The 12,863-nt window shown below is 41.3% G+C and carries 15 protein-coding genes and 2 tRNA genes; all 17 read right to left on the bottom strand.

Annotated elements, in window-relative coordinates:
- Positions 1 to 16: 16 nt before the first annotated feature.
- A complete protein-coding gene (locus WC592_00340) occupies positions 17 to 1,087 on the bottom strand; it encodes a site-specific integrase (protein MFA4980907.1) in 1,071 nt (356 codons plus the stop codon).
- Between the two features lie 264 nt (positions 1,088 to 1,351).
- Positions 1,352 to 1,531, bottom strand: coding sequence for a helix-turn-helix transcriptional regulator (locus tag WC592_00335; protein ID MFA4980906.1), 180 nt, complete (start codon positions 1,529 to 1,531; stop codon positions 1,352 to 1,354).
- Between the two features lie 160 nt (positions 1,532 to 1,691).
- Positions 1,692 to 2,471 (bottom strand): DUF3800 domain-containing protein, encoded by a 780-nt coding sequence (locus WC592_00330; protein MFA4980905.1) that lies wholly within the window; start codon positions 2,469 to 2,471, stop codon positions 1,692 to 1,694.
- An 18-nt stretch (positions 2,472 to 2,489) separates the two neighbouring features.
- Positions 2,490 to 2,648, bottom strand: coding sequence for a hypothetical protein (locus tag WC592_00325; protein ID MFA4980904.1), 159 nt, complete (start codon positions 2,646 to 2,648; stop codon positions 2,490 to 2,492).
- 16 nt (positions 2,649 to 2,664) lie between these two features.
- Entirely contained in the window at positions 2,665 to 3,804 is a 1,140-nt protein-coding gene (locus tag WC592_00320) for a phospholipase D-like domain-containing protein (protein ID MFA4980903.1), read from the bottom strand.
- 18 nt (positions 3,805 to 3,822) lie between these two features.
- The gene (locus WC592_00315; GenBank protein MFA4980902.1) at positions 3,823 to 4,086 is read right to left on the bottom strand and encodes a hypothetical protein; all 264 of its coding nucleotides are present in this window, start codon (positions 4,084 to 4,086) and stop codon (positions 3,823 to 3,825) included.
- Between the two features lie 111 nt (positions 4,087 to 4,197).
- On the bottom strand, positions 4,198 to 4,461 hold the full coding sequence (locus tag WC592_00310) for a hydrolase (GenBank protein ID MFA4980901.1): 264 nt from the start codon (positions 4,459 to 4,461) through the stop codon (positions 4,198 to 4,200).
- A 200-nt stretch (positions 4,462 to 4,661) separates the two neighbouring features.
- Entirely contained in the window at positions 4,662 to 5,414 is a 753-nt protein-coding gene (locus WC592_00305) for a hypothetical protein (GenBank protein MFA4980900.1), read from the bottom strand.
- A 108-nt stretch (positions 5,415 to 5,522) separates the two neighbouring features.
- Positions 5,523 to 5,741 carry a hypothetical protein gene (locus WC592_00300; GenBank protein ID MFA4980899.1) on the bottom strand — a complete coding sequence of 73 codons (219 nt, stop codon included), beginning with the start codon at positions 5,739 to 5,741 and terminating at the stop codon, positions 5,523 to 5,525.
- Positions 5,742 to 5,855: 114 nt separating this feature from the next.
- Complete coding sequence (locus WC592_00295) at positions 5,856 to 7,103, bottom strand: hypothetical protein (protein ID MFA4980898.1); 1,248 nt, start codon at positions 7,101 to 7,103, stop codon at positions 5,856 to 5,858.
- A 478-nt stretch (positions 7,104 to 7,581) separates the two neighbouring features.
- Entirely contained in the window at positions 7,582 to 8,973 is a 1,392-nt protein-coding gene (locus WC592_00290) for a Fic family protein (protein MFA4980897.1), read from the bottom strand.
- Positions 8,974 to 9,443: 470 nt separating this feature from the next.
- Complete coding sequence (locus WC592_00285; protein ID MFA4980896.1) at positions 9,444 to 9,905, bottom strand: hypothetical protein; 462 nt, start codon at positions 9,903 to 9,905, stop codon at positions 9,444 to 9,446.
- Between the two features lie 269 nt (positions 9,906 to 10,174).
- Positions 10,175 to 10,251, bottom strand: a tRNA-Asp gene (locus WC592_00280).
- Between the two features lie 19 nt (positions 10,252 to 10,270).
- Positions 10,271 to 10,516: a GIY-YIG nuclease family protein gene (locus WC592_00275; protein ID MFA4980895.1), complete on the bottom strand. Its 246-nt coding sequence runs from the start codon at positions 10,514 to 10,516 to the stop codon at positions 10,271 to 10,273.
- 163 nt (positions 10,517 to 10,679) lie between these two features.
- Positions 10,680 to 10,756, bottom strand: a tRNA-Val gene (locus WC592_00270).
- A gap of 718 nt (positions 10,757 to 11,474) precedes the next feature.
- Positions 11,475 to 12,086, bottom strand: coding sequence for an orotate phosphoribosyltransferase (pyrE, locus tag WC592_00265; GenBank protein ID MFA4980894.1), 612 nt, complete (start codon positions 12,084 to 12,086; stop codon positions 11,475 to 11,477).
- Positions 12,087 to 12,123: 37 nt separating this feature from the next.
- Positions 12,124 to 12,861 carry an orotidine-5'-phosphate decarboxylase gene (gene pyrF / locus WC592_00260; protein MFA4980893.1) on the bottom strand — a complete coding sequence of 246 codons (738 nt, stop codon included), beginning with the start codon at positions 12,859 to 12,861 and terminating at the stop codon, positions 12,124 to 12,126.
- Positions 12,862 to 12,863: the final 2 nt, after the last annotated feature.

Genomic DNA, 12,863 nt, shown 5'->3' with positions numbered 1-12,863 from the left:
GCGAAGCAATCTCTATTCATCGATCCAACCTCTCCAATTTCTTTATTTTCCTATTGGCTTCCGGCCTAAATATATGCGCATACCCTTCCGTGGTCCTCATCTCTGTATGCCTCATCTGCTCCATGACTTCTCGCGTATTGAGCCCTATATTGAAAAGGTAGCTGCAATGTGTATGCCTGAGCTCGTGAACGGTGCTTATGCTGGCAATATTGGCCGTTTTTAGTATGTTTTTCAGCCGTCGTATGATCTTCCGGGTCCTAAATCCAAACGGCTCGCCTTTTTCATCGGTAAAGACATATTCGCTGTCGCTCTCTTTCTTTAAATCCTCCAGAGTCCTTATAAGACTATCGTGCATACTGACAAAATCCGGCTTCTTCTTGCACTTGGGCTTCATGATCCATAGCACTTTATTCTCAAAGTCGATATCCTGCCACTTTAATTTGATCAGCTCCGTAAACCTAAGGCCGGTATGGATAAAGGTGTAGTATATCGGATAGTAGTGTGGGTGTTCCTTTTCCGCGATCGCCATAAAACTCTTATATTCATCTGGCGAAAGGGCGCTCTTCTTCTTAGCGTCGTTTACTTCGACCTTCCGGCAACTCTTGGCCGGATTCTCTCTCATTAAATTATGACTGATCGCAAAATTGAACTGGGTTTTGATATTCTTCAGGTGGTTATTGCAGGTATTGGCCCTATTCCCCTTTGATTCTCTCAGGTATGTAATATATTTATCTATTACCGCCGTCGTGATCTCGGATAATCGGCTTATACCGGCAAAGTTTAAGAATTTGGTGAACTCATTGACCGCGCTGCTGTGAGATTTAAATGTCTCATAGGGATACCGCGCTTTATAGTGCTTTAGAAATTCCGCTGAGAAATGTGCATACGGCATATCGCTGACTGTCTTATTGCCGTTTTGCAGGCTTTGAAATTCGATAATCCTGCTATGAAGTATCTCCTCTGCCAGCTTCTTATTATTTGTCTCGGTGCTCTCTCTGTGCCTTTTCCCGTTGGCATCATAGTACCAGATCCATAAGAACGGGCTGTCGTTCCGACTGTATATCCTACCAAACTTTAGAATTGACACTCGATCTCCCCTGGTTGATCCAATTTTCTATTTCAACAGGGTTAAATTTTCTTCTGCCCCTTATTTGATAGTGCGGGATCTCGTTCCTTGAGACATAGTAATAGACCGTTCCCGGGGGAATGCTATACTTCTCCGACACCTCTTTTGCCGTTACAAGCGTCATCTCCCACCTCCATGGTTATGTGCTTTGGCACATGCTCATTTTTTAGACAAAAAAATATTGTCTTATGCTTGGGCATATGCTAATTTTGAATCCAAAAAAAATCATATAATCCCTTTTGTCTTTAACACAGCTCTATAGGCGTTCGAAATCTTAGTCTTTCTCTTCAGCCATCTATTAATCGTTGATTCTGGAACGCCTATCTGCTTTGCTAGCTCGTACTGCCGGAGATTATTCTTTGACAGGTATGTCTCTATCTTCCCTACGATCTCCTGATCTGTCATCGTTTAAATAATAGCATATGCTTGGGCATCTGTCAAGTACTTTTTTAATTATTTTATTTTTTATGAGAGCCCTTGACTTGCGTTTATTTTAGGGTATACTAATACTCGAGTCTTCTAATAGCGAAAGCCGGCGTCATGCCGTGTGTGGGAAACCACCTAGCTATAGAAGGCTTGTTTTTTTGCTATCAAGTTCATTCGCCTTGCTATAAAAGTTCTTAGGGTATTTGCCCGTATCATAAATATCCCAGACAAAACTCACCTTATCCTTCACAAAATTAAAGTACCTCATCTCACCCTTTACAAATACTCTCTGTATGGCCCAGTTCATGTAATCGATTACCTGTAAACACGGCTCCCCTGTAGGAACCTGAGACTGAATATCAACGTTAGAGCGTACTTTAATAAAAAACTTCTTCTCAAACTGATTCTTGGCGCGGTCAATCGCCTTTTCCAGCGGCTCTTGCCTGGTGCTGGATCCGCGCTTTGAAAAATAGATGTGGTTCGTCTCCGCTCTGTGAAGAACGTTTTTGAATAAATGCTCTATGAGCGAATCGTAGAACTTATTCTCATCGCAGTCGTGCTTCTTAAAAACACCTTCGATTTTACGTGCAACCACGAATTGGGCCTTAAAATTAAGCGTGCTCAAACAATTATATACTGCCTGCCTCACCTCTGGACAGTCATCGGTAGCGTGGAAATGTTTCAATGATTTTTCAATGGATGGGATCTCTTTTAAATACTGATCATTCTTAATTTTCTCCCGCACCTCGTCAAGAGCCTTTCTTATATGCTTAGGTTCATCCGTTTGGATAAAGCCAAGCATAAGCATTTTTGAACACCCTTCTTGTCCTACGATATAATTGCCGTTCTTATCATAGAAACAGGGATCGCCCGATTCATCCACAAAATAATATATATCACCTTTAAGCGTTTTCTTCATTTCGATCTCATTTTATTACTATTCTACCTCAATAGTAATGGATTTAACATCTTGTGGCAATGCTTTTTCTTCCTTCTCATTAACCGTATATTTCCATTCATCGTAATCGAACGCCACCGCATAACATCGCTTAATCTCTTTTCCGTTAAACTTTATTATGAATCCTCCGTCAGCCATATTACTCTCCCCTCATTTATCTTTCCCCTATATTCCCTTTTAACATGTCCCTTCGCGCGTCACAAAACATCCGCCGGCTGGCGTAAAACCGGCCGGCAAGCTCATAGTCGGAGATTGCATTTATATCCTCGCCGCGTGCATCGAGATATGCCTTAATCATTCTCATGAACTTGACTCGCGCCGAAAGCTTGCCGTCGGTCGCAGGGAGCGTTATCGCCGAACCTATCCGGAAGCGGGGCCCCTCAAGCGTGACAAGTTTCACATGAGCATCCTTGCCATGGAAGAAGCGGACCTCTATGAGTTTGTAGTTCTCATCGAGATCTTTCAGCCAGCGGATCGCCTGGCGCCTGAGATCGCTGTCCGTGGCGTCTGCCTTGAGCCCCAGGCTGACAGCCAGCGACTCAAGATCCACGAAAAATTCATTGTCCCCACCCGCGGCCGAGATAGCCGACAAGACTAGATACGCGTCCATAGCGCGCTCATCTCTCTCTGTTACCATTTTCGGGAAGTACCGCCTATCGGTAAGAAGAACTTCGGGTAGTCCTATTTCGGCAGGCATCTTATCCGAATATAATGAGCGCTTTATCTCGAGCGCTCCCGGAGCTTCTTCTCCGGCGAGCGCCATCGCCTGAAGCCGCATGAGTTTTACGCGCGCGAGTCCCGGCGAATCTATCAATGTAGCTGACTCGTAATTATCCAATAGCGCCGAGAGAGACCAGTTGGTCGAGCCTTCTACCACGTACCGGCCGTCAACTATGATAAGCTTATCGTGGAGCCGTTTGTTCGGCGCCATGAAGTGTATCACGCATCCGGCGTCCTGCAGTTTCTTGAGTGCGGGATTTCGTTCCAGGTTACCGCGGATATCCTTATCGCCTTTGAACCGCGTATTGAGATAGAGGGTTACCGCTACGCCGCGCGACCGCGCCTCCAACAGGTCATTCAGAAGCATCGATATCGGATTGCGCTTCTCGCTTGCCAGCGTGATGGTGTACATCGATATGGTTATCGACTGCTTCGCGCTGTCGAGCAGCTTTATAATCGCCCCTTCATACGCTCGGTCGGATATATCGGTAACTTGGGCAGGAGATGATTCGTAAGCAGCACTGGTAAGGGCTAAGGTGAAAAGAAAAACTATTGCTAGGATAGTTCGTTTCATTTCTCTTATTTACCCTGCTTATGGATTGACGGTTTTGTAAGTTAAAATAATCGTTAAAATAACAAGTGTGATAGTTAATATAACAAGCCATTTAGTAAGCCGAATTAATTTTGTATTTAGCTCATCCTGCTTCTGAGCAATTTTGAAATCAGCAACAATTTTAAGAACATCTGCGGAGCTTATCATAGAGACAGATTTATCGGTATCTTGAGGCACCATTCCTTTCGTGGCTTTATTTACAATTTCTTCGAGTGTAAAATCTCTTATATCTTTTATAGCCATTCTCACACCCCCGCTATTGACTTAAGCATATCAATTCTTTTTAACAGATAATTAGGATCAGCGACTATTTATTTTGCGAAAAATGGGCGCTGTTCTATTTCTCTACTCTTCTTATTGATCCCACACGCCATCGTTGTCTAAGTCTCGATCAACTCCGCCCTTGTCAGCATCCCAAACGCCATCATTGTCAATATCTCTGTCCACGCCACCTTGATTGGAATCCCAAACTCCGTCATTATCTAAGTCTCTATCAACTCCGCCCTTGTCAGCATCCCAAACGCCATCATTGTCAATATCCCTATCTATTTGGGAAAAACAGACATTTGGTAATAAAACTAAAAACAATGCCAGAATAAATAATAACGTTTTGTTCATATCTCCTCCTAATTCTTTTCTCTTTAATGCTTTAATGTTTAAATGTTTAAGGGGGTCAGCGACTATTTATTTTGCGAAAAATGGGCACTGCGCCTATTTTTTCCTTATAGGTATTCTCATACCTTCATGAGGTGGCAATGTAGAATAATTAGGGTCAGCGACTATTTATTTTGCGAAAAATTTTCGGTATTCTTAATTTTCTAAAAACATCTGTTAATCTCATACAGCATACTCAGCGCTCTATTGGTAAGATTTTTTTGCGAAATATCCTCTGAGATTGCTTTTATCCTATTTATCGTTTCATAAATATAGCAAAGGTAATACCATGGTAAATAATGTTTTATTTTAATTGCCGCATCAGCGCTATTTCTACCTGTCTCTCCAATACTATTAAGAACAAACTTACCAAATCCAAGCAAAAATGATGACAGGTCACAATTATTTTCTTCTGAAATTTTTGCATCGAATAATTTACCTAAGTTTTTCTTTTTAAAATAAAAATGTGTTATTTCATGCGCTAAAATTCCAGATATGATTAAAGGGTTATTTCTAAATGCAGATGAAATTTGTATTTCGAGAGAAATATTTTTATTGGACCATGATAGGCTTTTATCATTTATATTAAAAGACGGGATTGGCTTTTCAATAAAAAGTCCCGCTCCTTTAATTTTACTAAAACATACTAGGCAATCAATTTGAGAAAATCCAATTCTGTTCAGCATAACATTTGCCTGGGCATTTAATGTCATTTTATAAAACTCTTTATTTGGCTCTAAATAAAAATTCTCTGGGTCAAGGTCTGATCTCATATAATAATCGATCGTTTTGATATTATGATTTAGCCCTTCTATATCAAGCCGTAATTTTTCTATATCATACAGTTTTAAAAAAGGTTTATTAACATCTACTCCATACCTTATAAAATTTCTTATAGAATTAAAATTAATAGCCATAATTATTAGATGGAATTGAGTAAAATCCTAAATCGGGTCGGCGACTATTTATTCTGCAAAAGATAGACACCGTTCCTCATTTCTAACCATTCGCCTTTTTTGCATAGATCATCTTAATATCTTCGCTTGGACTAGTGCGGCAAAAGCAATAGTCCCCGAAAGAATAAGGCTGCCTAAAAAATATATTATTGAAGCCCAAAACATTTTATCGGTTGTATTATTTGCTTTATCGATAATTGTACAAAGAGCTTCTTTAAAAGTTGCTATTTCCCCTGAAATAAAGTCCATTTTTTTAGTTATTTCTTTAGCAGATTCTTTTATTTCCATTTTTTATCTCCTAATATTATTTTCTGCCAATTTGAGTTAGTGACTATTTATTTTGCAAAAAATAGGTGCTGTCTCTATTTTTTATTATTAGACACACTCACTTGCTTGGTCATTTTAGCTTTTAAATTCTGTTGGTACATCAAACACCATTACTGTTAAAAGTAATTCCCTATTCAAATCGCTAGGTTGCTGAAAGACATACTTAAAAGACGTTTCATTTTTGTTACCAAGTTCGCGCTTGAAGCATTTATGAGATTTTACAATCTCTGGTATTTTTGATAAAACAGATGAGAGCTCTTTGTTCCTATTAAAAAGAATGATTGCCGTTTTGGTATCGCGCCAAGTTACATATTTTAAAAGTTGGTCTATTGTTTCCGTAAATCCTTTGTCTCCAGTCCAGAATTTACATTCTGCAATAAATATATTTCCTCCGTCATCTCGAATTAAAATGTCTGTTTTTCCGTTGAAATTAAATGTTTCTCCTGTTGCTTTTCCTTCATACTGACCATTAAGCTGAACTAAGAAATGTGTTCGCAAGTTTTCTTCTTTAATATCGATAAATACGCGTGGACTTCTTTCGAGCACCAATGCCATATCGTGTATTATTTTTAAGATATGTTCATATTCGGTTTCGGCTAATGTGGGTTCTGGTTTAAAAACACCACCCCCAACCTTAGGTAATTCTATTTTGGGTTTTCTTCGAACGGTAGGAATAGTATAAGTGGCTGGTGAATCTTCCCGCCTTTTTATCGGTATTCCGAGAGCGGCTACTAAATTATGCTCTTTTAATATTTTGTCTTTTCGATTTGCAACAAGCCGTTTTGTTTCTGATTCTATAAATCCATTGTGTTGCTTTACCATGTTAGAGATGGATCTCAAATGTTCCTTTATTATTTTCACGTCATTTTCGTATTCACTTTTGACTTTTGCAGGTTCCATGTTTACACCGTTATATGTGAGAAGAATTTCATTGTCTGTTATGACCCCTCGAGGAAAATACGATGTATAGACTGACGGGCTGAACTCGAAAAATTGTCCATCGCCTTCAAATGGAATGGCTATTGTTATAGAAGTACCTTTAACATAATAAGGACTCTCGCGCCTAGATATTGCATAATCACACCTACCGCTTACATCTATATTTGCGTCTCTTGCGGGTAGGGCATATAATTTGTCATCATGTAAAGCAGGCGTTTCTAGGGTATGTTTATCTATCAGGCTTTTGCATAAATCTTGTTCGCTGACTTTTAAAATGTAATCTCTATTTAAACATTCGATCTCAGCTCTGTATCCAAGCTTTTGCTTTTCCAAAAAATCATGCATATCACCCAGTCTACAAAACAATGCTTCATCCCTTGCCATGCGCTTACTCCATATTCATCTTATTTAGGATCAGCGACTATTTATTTTGCGAAAAATGAGCGCTGTCCCTATTTTTTCTCAGTTGGGGATTTGGAATATAAACGCAAATATATACCTTCCATATAATCCAAATAACAATAGAACGCCGAATATGGCAAGATAAATAAGCATTATCTCTAATTTCTTATTTTTCATCTCTTTCGTAATGTCTTTACCGCCCAAATGATGAAGCGGATAATGAGATACGATAACAAAAATATCCAAACTATTATTAACAGTAAAATAATGGCTGAGCTTATTTTGGACGGGTTAGGAAAGGGGCTAATAAATCCAAAAGTAATTATCGACATAACTATAACTACGATAGGAATTGCGGCAAACATTAGCACTACATCTCTATCAGCAATTTTTATCATAAAACCCTTCTCTTCCTCTCATCTAACTCCTCCGCTCATTTCTTTTGTCGCCACCCTAGTTGTCATGGGTGGGCACTTTCTGGGCTATTCCCATTATGGGAATTTCTACTTGTTAGTAAGTTTTTAATTTTTGAGTGAAGTTCTTTCGCTGGGACAAAAACAAACTCCTTGCCTTTTGCTTTTATCTTTGATAAAAACCCTTTTTTCTCAAGTTCTAAAAGATCGGTCCTGGCGGTCTGGTATGCTACATTATGAACGTTCTGTTGAAACTTGACAGTGTACAGGGCTCGCGGATGAGAAGCTGCATGATATAAAAGATCGCATTGCCGATGATTTAAGCCGGGATATTTTCGTATTAGTCCGACTGTTTCCTGAAATTCTTGTTGTTGCTTGGCTAAATATAAATGCAGGCTTTTTATAGATAGATCGATTGCACGCACATTAAACATCAAAAAGTATGTCATATCTTGTTCGTCAATTTCTGAATAGACGAATGCTCTTTTGTATTGTTCCGGGGTTCGGTACAATATTCGCGAAATAGACAGATACTCGAATAGCCAATAATTGTTTTTTAACATGTGCCAATAAAATAGAGCTCTTGCCGTTCTTCCATTGCCGTCGACAAACGGATGTATATACGCAAGCCAAAAATGCAATATGGTTGCTTTGACTACGGGATGGATAAAGGTATCGTTTTTTGTTTCGTTCGCATAATCACATAAAGCCTGTATTCGCTCGTCGATCTCATCCACCGGCGGCGGATCAAACAAAACTACTCCATCGCCCTGGTCAACAACCTGATATTCTTCACCTTTTTTCTTAAATCGTCCCACAGCATCAGCGTTCTCAAGCGTATCCTTGGTTATTGAGGCCTGTATTTTAATAATTAGATCTCGGGATAATGGCTTGTCTATAATTTTTTTTATACCCCTTATTGTAATATAATTATTTAATATCATCTGTTCGGCAATGTCGACCGGCTTTTTTCCTAATCGCAGCATCTCTTTTGCTTTTTCTCTTGTAATAGCTGCCCCCTCAAGTTGGCTGGATGCGATAGCTTCTTCCATTATAGAATTAATTAAATATCGCTCTTTCTCGCCTGCATGAGTCATTGGATCGTCAACGAGAATCTGGCCGCTTGCTTTTTGATCAATTTCATGCAAATATTTTAACACCTCATCCGGAAGCCAGCATCCGAAATATCGGCCATTAGTATCGCGAAGCGGTATTTTCTTAATTTGAGAATTTCGCGTCAATTTAAGAGATATCCAGGCAAGATCTGGAGGGACGGTTTCGGGAAAATTAAGATATTTGAATTTATCCCAATAAAGATATTCCTTATTTGCCAATGTAGCAATATAAGACATTTCTTTTGAGCTTTGAACATCAAACAATTTTTCAAAATATCCCGGCTTTAGTGATTCCAATTTTGGCGCATTTTCAGGTATTTTCATTTTTTCATCCTATTTAGTTACAAAAGATATACCGTTACTAATTTAGCTTTCATTAGTAATTGGTTAGTATTTAGTGCCTAATTGCAATTATAAGTGTACATAATATATAAAAAAATGTCAAGTAAATTACTAATTTAGTAGATATTAGTAATTTATTAGTAATTTATGAGTATCGTAGATTATAAAGTGCTTATTTACGATTTACACCATCTATCATAGATAAGGGATAAACTAGCTTTAGATTCTTAACGCTATGCTACGCAAATTTTTTGGCCCAGTGATAATCTGATATTTTAATCTTAATAGATCTGCCTCCTGTCCGTTTAAGCCGCGCAATCCAGGCCTTAGGTATCCATGCTTTTCGGCCGTCGAATATGATTAACACAGCCTTGGTGGTTTCCGCGGCATAAATTACATCCACCCGTATATAGGTTTTGGGATATATTAGACACCTTATGAGGCTCCACGGGCTAATCATAGAGCCCCTTGTTCCTTAAAAAGGCCCTGTCTTCTTCGGTTATACCCTTAAATATTTCATTCCCTACTATATTCTTTAATCTTTCTTTACTCGTATTATTGGTGTCGTCATTTTGACGATACCTTATGGGCTTGGCGTAACGATACCCTGTCGTCTTTTTGATGATAGGTAAAAGGACGGTGCCGAGCATGGTATATTCGGTATGCCGACTGCCTTTGCCGCTCACATATTTAATCATTCCCCGCGTCTGGAGGTACTCCCTGGCTCTAAGGAGGGTGCTTTGAGATATGCCGAGGTGTTTTATTGTTTGTTTGTCCTGCCAGGTAAAGATCGGCTTTTGGAAACGGCAGAATAGGCCTCTGAGGTAGATATAGAGAAGCATAGGCGTATGGCCTATCTCCCGGGTCTGGCAAAGTTCAAAGAAGTCATTTTCAAGGAATTGGTAGCCTTTCATGGGGCTACCTCTATAAAAATAGGGGCAATCCCCGGGGAATTAGATTGCTTCGGGCCTTCCTCCTTCGCTCTTCGAGCTTCGGAGGACAGGTCGGCCCTCGCAATGACGGTGGGGTAGCAGCGTGACAGCGCGTGACAAAATGTGTCTAAATTACCAAGATTTCCAAGAATGCCATGAAAACAAAAAATCCTATCTCTCGACGATTTCTCGACGACAAATAGGATCTCCGACGTAAAAAAGATAGCCGAGGTGTTACCCTCGGCTATATATGGCGGGGACGACGGGGGTCGAACCCGCGACCTTCAGATCGACAATCTGACGTTCTAACCAACTGAACTACGTCCCCAGTCTTGTGTCTTAAACTGCTATTTTGCTGTTAATTCTAATTTCTCGGCGCGGGAAAGGCTTTTGACCTCGGCCTCCCTCTTCCTTGCCGAAGATTCGTTGTTAAAGACCTCTGTACGCGCCAGCCTGACCGGCCTGCGGGATCGCGTATATTTCGATGCCTTACCCTCGTTGTGAAGCCGAAGCCGCTTATTTAGATCGGTCGTAATACCTGTATATAATGAACCGTCGCGGCATTTAATTATATATAAAACCCATTCTTTCATCAAGGACTATTTTCTGCGCCTCTTTGCATCCATTTTGGAAAGGAACATTAAGGAAAACCTTTCAGACAACTGCAGTCTTTTTAAAGGTAGCCCCTCGTCAGCATACAGTCTAACTTCAGCTTCCTCAGGACAAATTTTACTTGAGTTAAACTCTGGTAAAATTTGGTGGGCAGCACAGGGCTCGAACCTGTGAACCTTCCGGATGTAAGCCGGATGCTCTACCGACTGAGCTAGCTGCCCCCTTGGCTATTCCTTTTATCCACCCTTTAACTTTTGAAAGCAAATAAACATCACAAATCCCTATATTAAAAGTACCCATAGGTAAGGTGTCTTTTTTATGCTTGCTTGCTCTACTTACGGCCAGGAGCGGTTTGTTTAGGTTACATCTATGCATACCAGTAACATTTAACCAAAATTTTTCCGCTTTCTTAATATCCAGATGAGGGTGGATATTAACTCTCCCCTTAATTTTATTAAGCGGCACATTGCAACATTCTTTTAAAAAATGCATCATAACTTTTATCATATCCGGATTAGAGTTAGTAAACAAAAAATAATTTCGAGAAGCATTGTATCCCTCAGCCCAATATAGGGCGGCTCCTATAATTTTAAGCTCTGTTTTTGAAAAGGTCGTTGGCATCTCTGTCGATGACTGTTCGATAATCTCATTTCTTATTCTTTCCCATTTCTTTTTTGGGCTGTTGGGATGTTGAGCAGCCCTTGCTCGTCCCCTATCTTGATTATCCTTTAATTTTTCTATCTGTTTTTCTGTTAATTGTATGTCCGATATCCACTTGCTTACTACGCTTTTAGAGCACTTTATTTCAAACGCTATGGCACGTAAAGACCATCCCTTCGAGCGTAATTGTCGCGCCCTATTTCTTTCCTCAACTTTCATTACAGAACCCTCGTATTAGTGTTATGTTACTATATCACGAGGGTTCTGGTATTACAAGCTTTACTTCCTCGAGCCCGGCTTGTATACCGGCACACCTTTTTTACAGAGAGGGCACGCTTCCTCTTTATAGGTCTCGACCTTCACCCTGGCGAGCGCCGCGAACGGCACTCCGAAGTCGACGGGAGCGCTCGACCTATCGATAACGCTTCCGACCCCCGCGACTACGCCCCCGCATGCCTTCACTACGTCGATGACCTCTTTCGTCGAGCCGCCGGTAGTCACGACATCCTCCACGACCAGGGCCTTCTCACCCGCTTTAATAGCAAACCCTCTGCGAAGGACCATCTTTCCTGCCCGACTGCTCGGAATTTCTATCGCGGCAGGCGGGCCCTCTTGCCTCTCCGTAAATAGCCCTCTTACGTCGAGCGCCCTCGCGACCTCATACGCCAGCGTCACTCCGCCCAGCGCCGGCCCTACCACAAGATCGATCTTCCCGAGATTAGAAAACTTCTTCGCCAGCTCCTCAGACAGCTTCTGGGCGATCTCCGGGAATTGCAGGACGAGCGCGCACTGCAAATATTTCTCGCTATGAAGGCCGCTTGAAAGCTTAAAGTGGCCTGTCAAAAGCGCGTTGTTGTCCTCGAATATCTTCAATACGTCTTTTTCCGTCATTATAATTACCTCAACCTTTTCAATTCACAACTTATTTCTATAAATTTCTATCTATTTCGATCATTTCATCCAATATTTCCCGCACAGCTTTACCTGGATCTCTTGCTTCCGTTATCGGCCGCCCAACCACTATGAAATCGGCCCCCGCGCCGATAGCGTCCTTAGGTGTGGCTATCCTCTTCTGGTCGTTCACAGCCGCCCAGGCAGGCCGCACACCCGGCGTCACTATTAAAAAGCCTTTGCCCAGTTTCTCTCTTATAAGAGCGGTCTCAGCGGGCGAGGCCACGACGCCGTCAAGACCGGCCGACTTTGCCGTCTCCGCCAGCCTTAATACGGCCTTTTCCACATTATCTTTTATACCTATACTTGCCAAAGCGTTTTCGTCCATGCTCGTCAATATTGTGACCGCGAGGACTTTCGGCCTTGAGCGCGCCGGAGACTTCTTAGCTTCTTCCGCGACCGCTTCGGCGGTCCGTTTCATCATATCGTACCCGCCGAGCGCATGAACATTGAACATGAACGGCGAGAGCCTTGCCGCGGACACGGCGGCCTTAGCTACAGTATTCGGTATATCGTGGAATTTAAGATCGAGGAAGACTTCGCATCCGGCCTCTTTAATGCGCCTTACTATGTCCGGCCCGCACGACGAGAATAGCTCCAGCCCCACCTTGAAGAACCGCACATCGTTTTTCAGCTTTTCGACAGCTTTTATTGCCTTATCTTCGCTATCCATGTCGAGGGCGACTATCAAGGCGTCTCTTGCGTTCATTGCCATGC

The organism is Candidatus Omnitrophota bacterium, assembly GCA_041648975.1.
GTDB lineage: Bacteria > Omnitrophota > Gorgyraeia > 2-01-FULL-45-10 > 2-01-FULL-45-10 > JAQUSE01.
This window is presented reverse-complemented; position numbering and strand designations above follow the sequence as displayed.

Bases quoted from the DNA above. Each gene is read 5' to 3' on its own strand.
- WC592_00335 (MFA4980906.1), bottom strand. From the start codon at position 1,531: ATGACAGATCAGGAGATCGTAGGGAAGATAGAGACATACCTGTCAAAG.
- WC592_00330 (MFA4980905.1), bottom strand. From the start codon at position 2,471: ATGAAGAAAACGCTTAAAGGTGATATATATTATTTTGTGGATGAATCG.
- WC592_00325 (MFA4980904.1), bottom strand. From the start codon at position 2,648: ATGGCTGACGGAGGATTCATAATAAAGTTTAACGGAAAAGAGATTAAG.
- WC592_00320 (MFA4980903.1), bottom strand. From the start codon at position 3,804: ATGAAACGAACTATCCTAGCAATAGTTTTTCTTTTCACCTTAGCCCTT.
- WC592_00315 (MFA4980902.1), bottom strand. From the start codon at position 4,086: ATGGCTATAAAAGATATAAGAGATTTTACACTCGAAGAAATTGTAAAT.
- WC592_00310 (MFA4980901.1), bottom strand. From the start codon at position 4,461: ATGAACAAAACGTTATTATTTATTCTGGCATTGTTTTTAGTTTTATTA.
- WC592_00305 (MFA4980900.1), bottom strand. From the start codon at position 5,414: ATGGCTATTAATTTTAATTCTATAAGAAATTTTATAAGGTATGGAGTA.
- WC592_00300 (MFA4980899.1), bottom strand. From the start codon at position 5,741: ATGGAAATAAAAGAATCTGCTAAAGAAATAACTAAAAAAATGGACTTT.
- WC592_00295 (MFA4980898.1), bottom strand. From the start codon at position 7,103: ATGGCAAGGGATGAAGCATTGTTTTGTAGACTGGGTGATATGCATGAT.
- WC592_00290 (MFA4980897.1), bottom strand. From the start codon at position 8,973: ATGAAAATACCTGAAAATGCGCCAAAATTGGAATCACTAAAGCCGGGA.
- WC592_00285 (MFA4980896.1), bottom strand. From the start codon at position 9,905: ATGAAAGGCTACCAATTCCTTGAAAATGACTTCTTTGAACTTTGCCAG.
- WC592_00275 (MFA4980895.1), bottom strand. From the start codon at position 10,516: ATGAAAGAATGGGTTTTATATATAATTAAATGCCGCGACGGTTCATTA.
- pyrE (MFA4980894.1), bottom strand. From the start codon at position 12,086: ATGACGGAAAAAGACGTATTGAAGATATTCGAGGACAACAACGCGCTT.
- pyrF (MFA4980893.1), bottom strand. From the start codon at position 12,861: ATGGCAATGAACGCAAGAGACGCCTTGATAGTCGCCCTCGACATGGAT.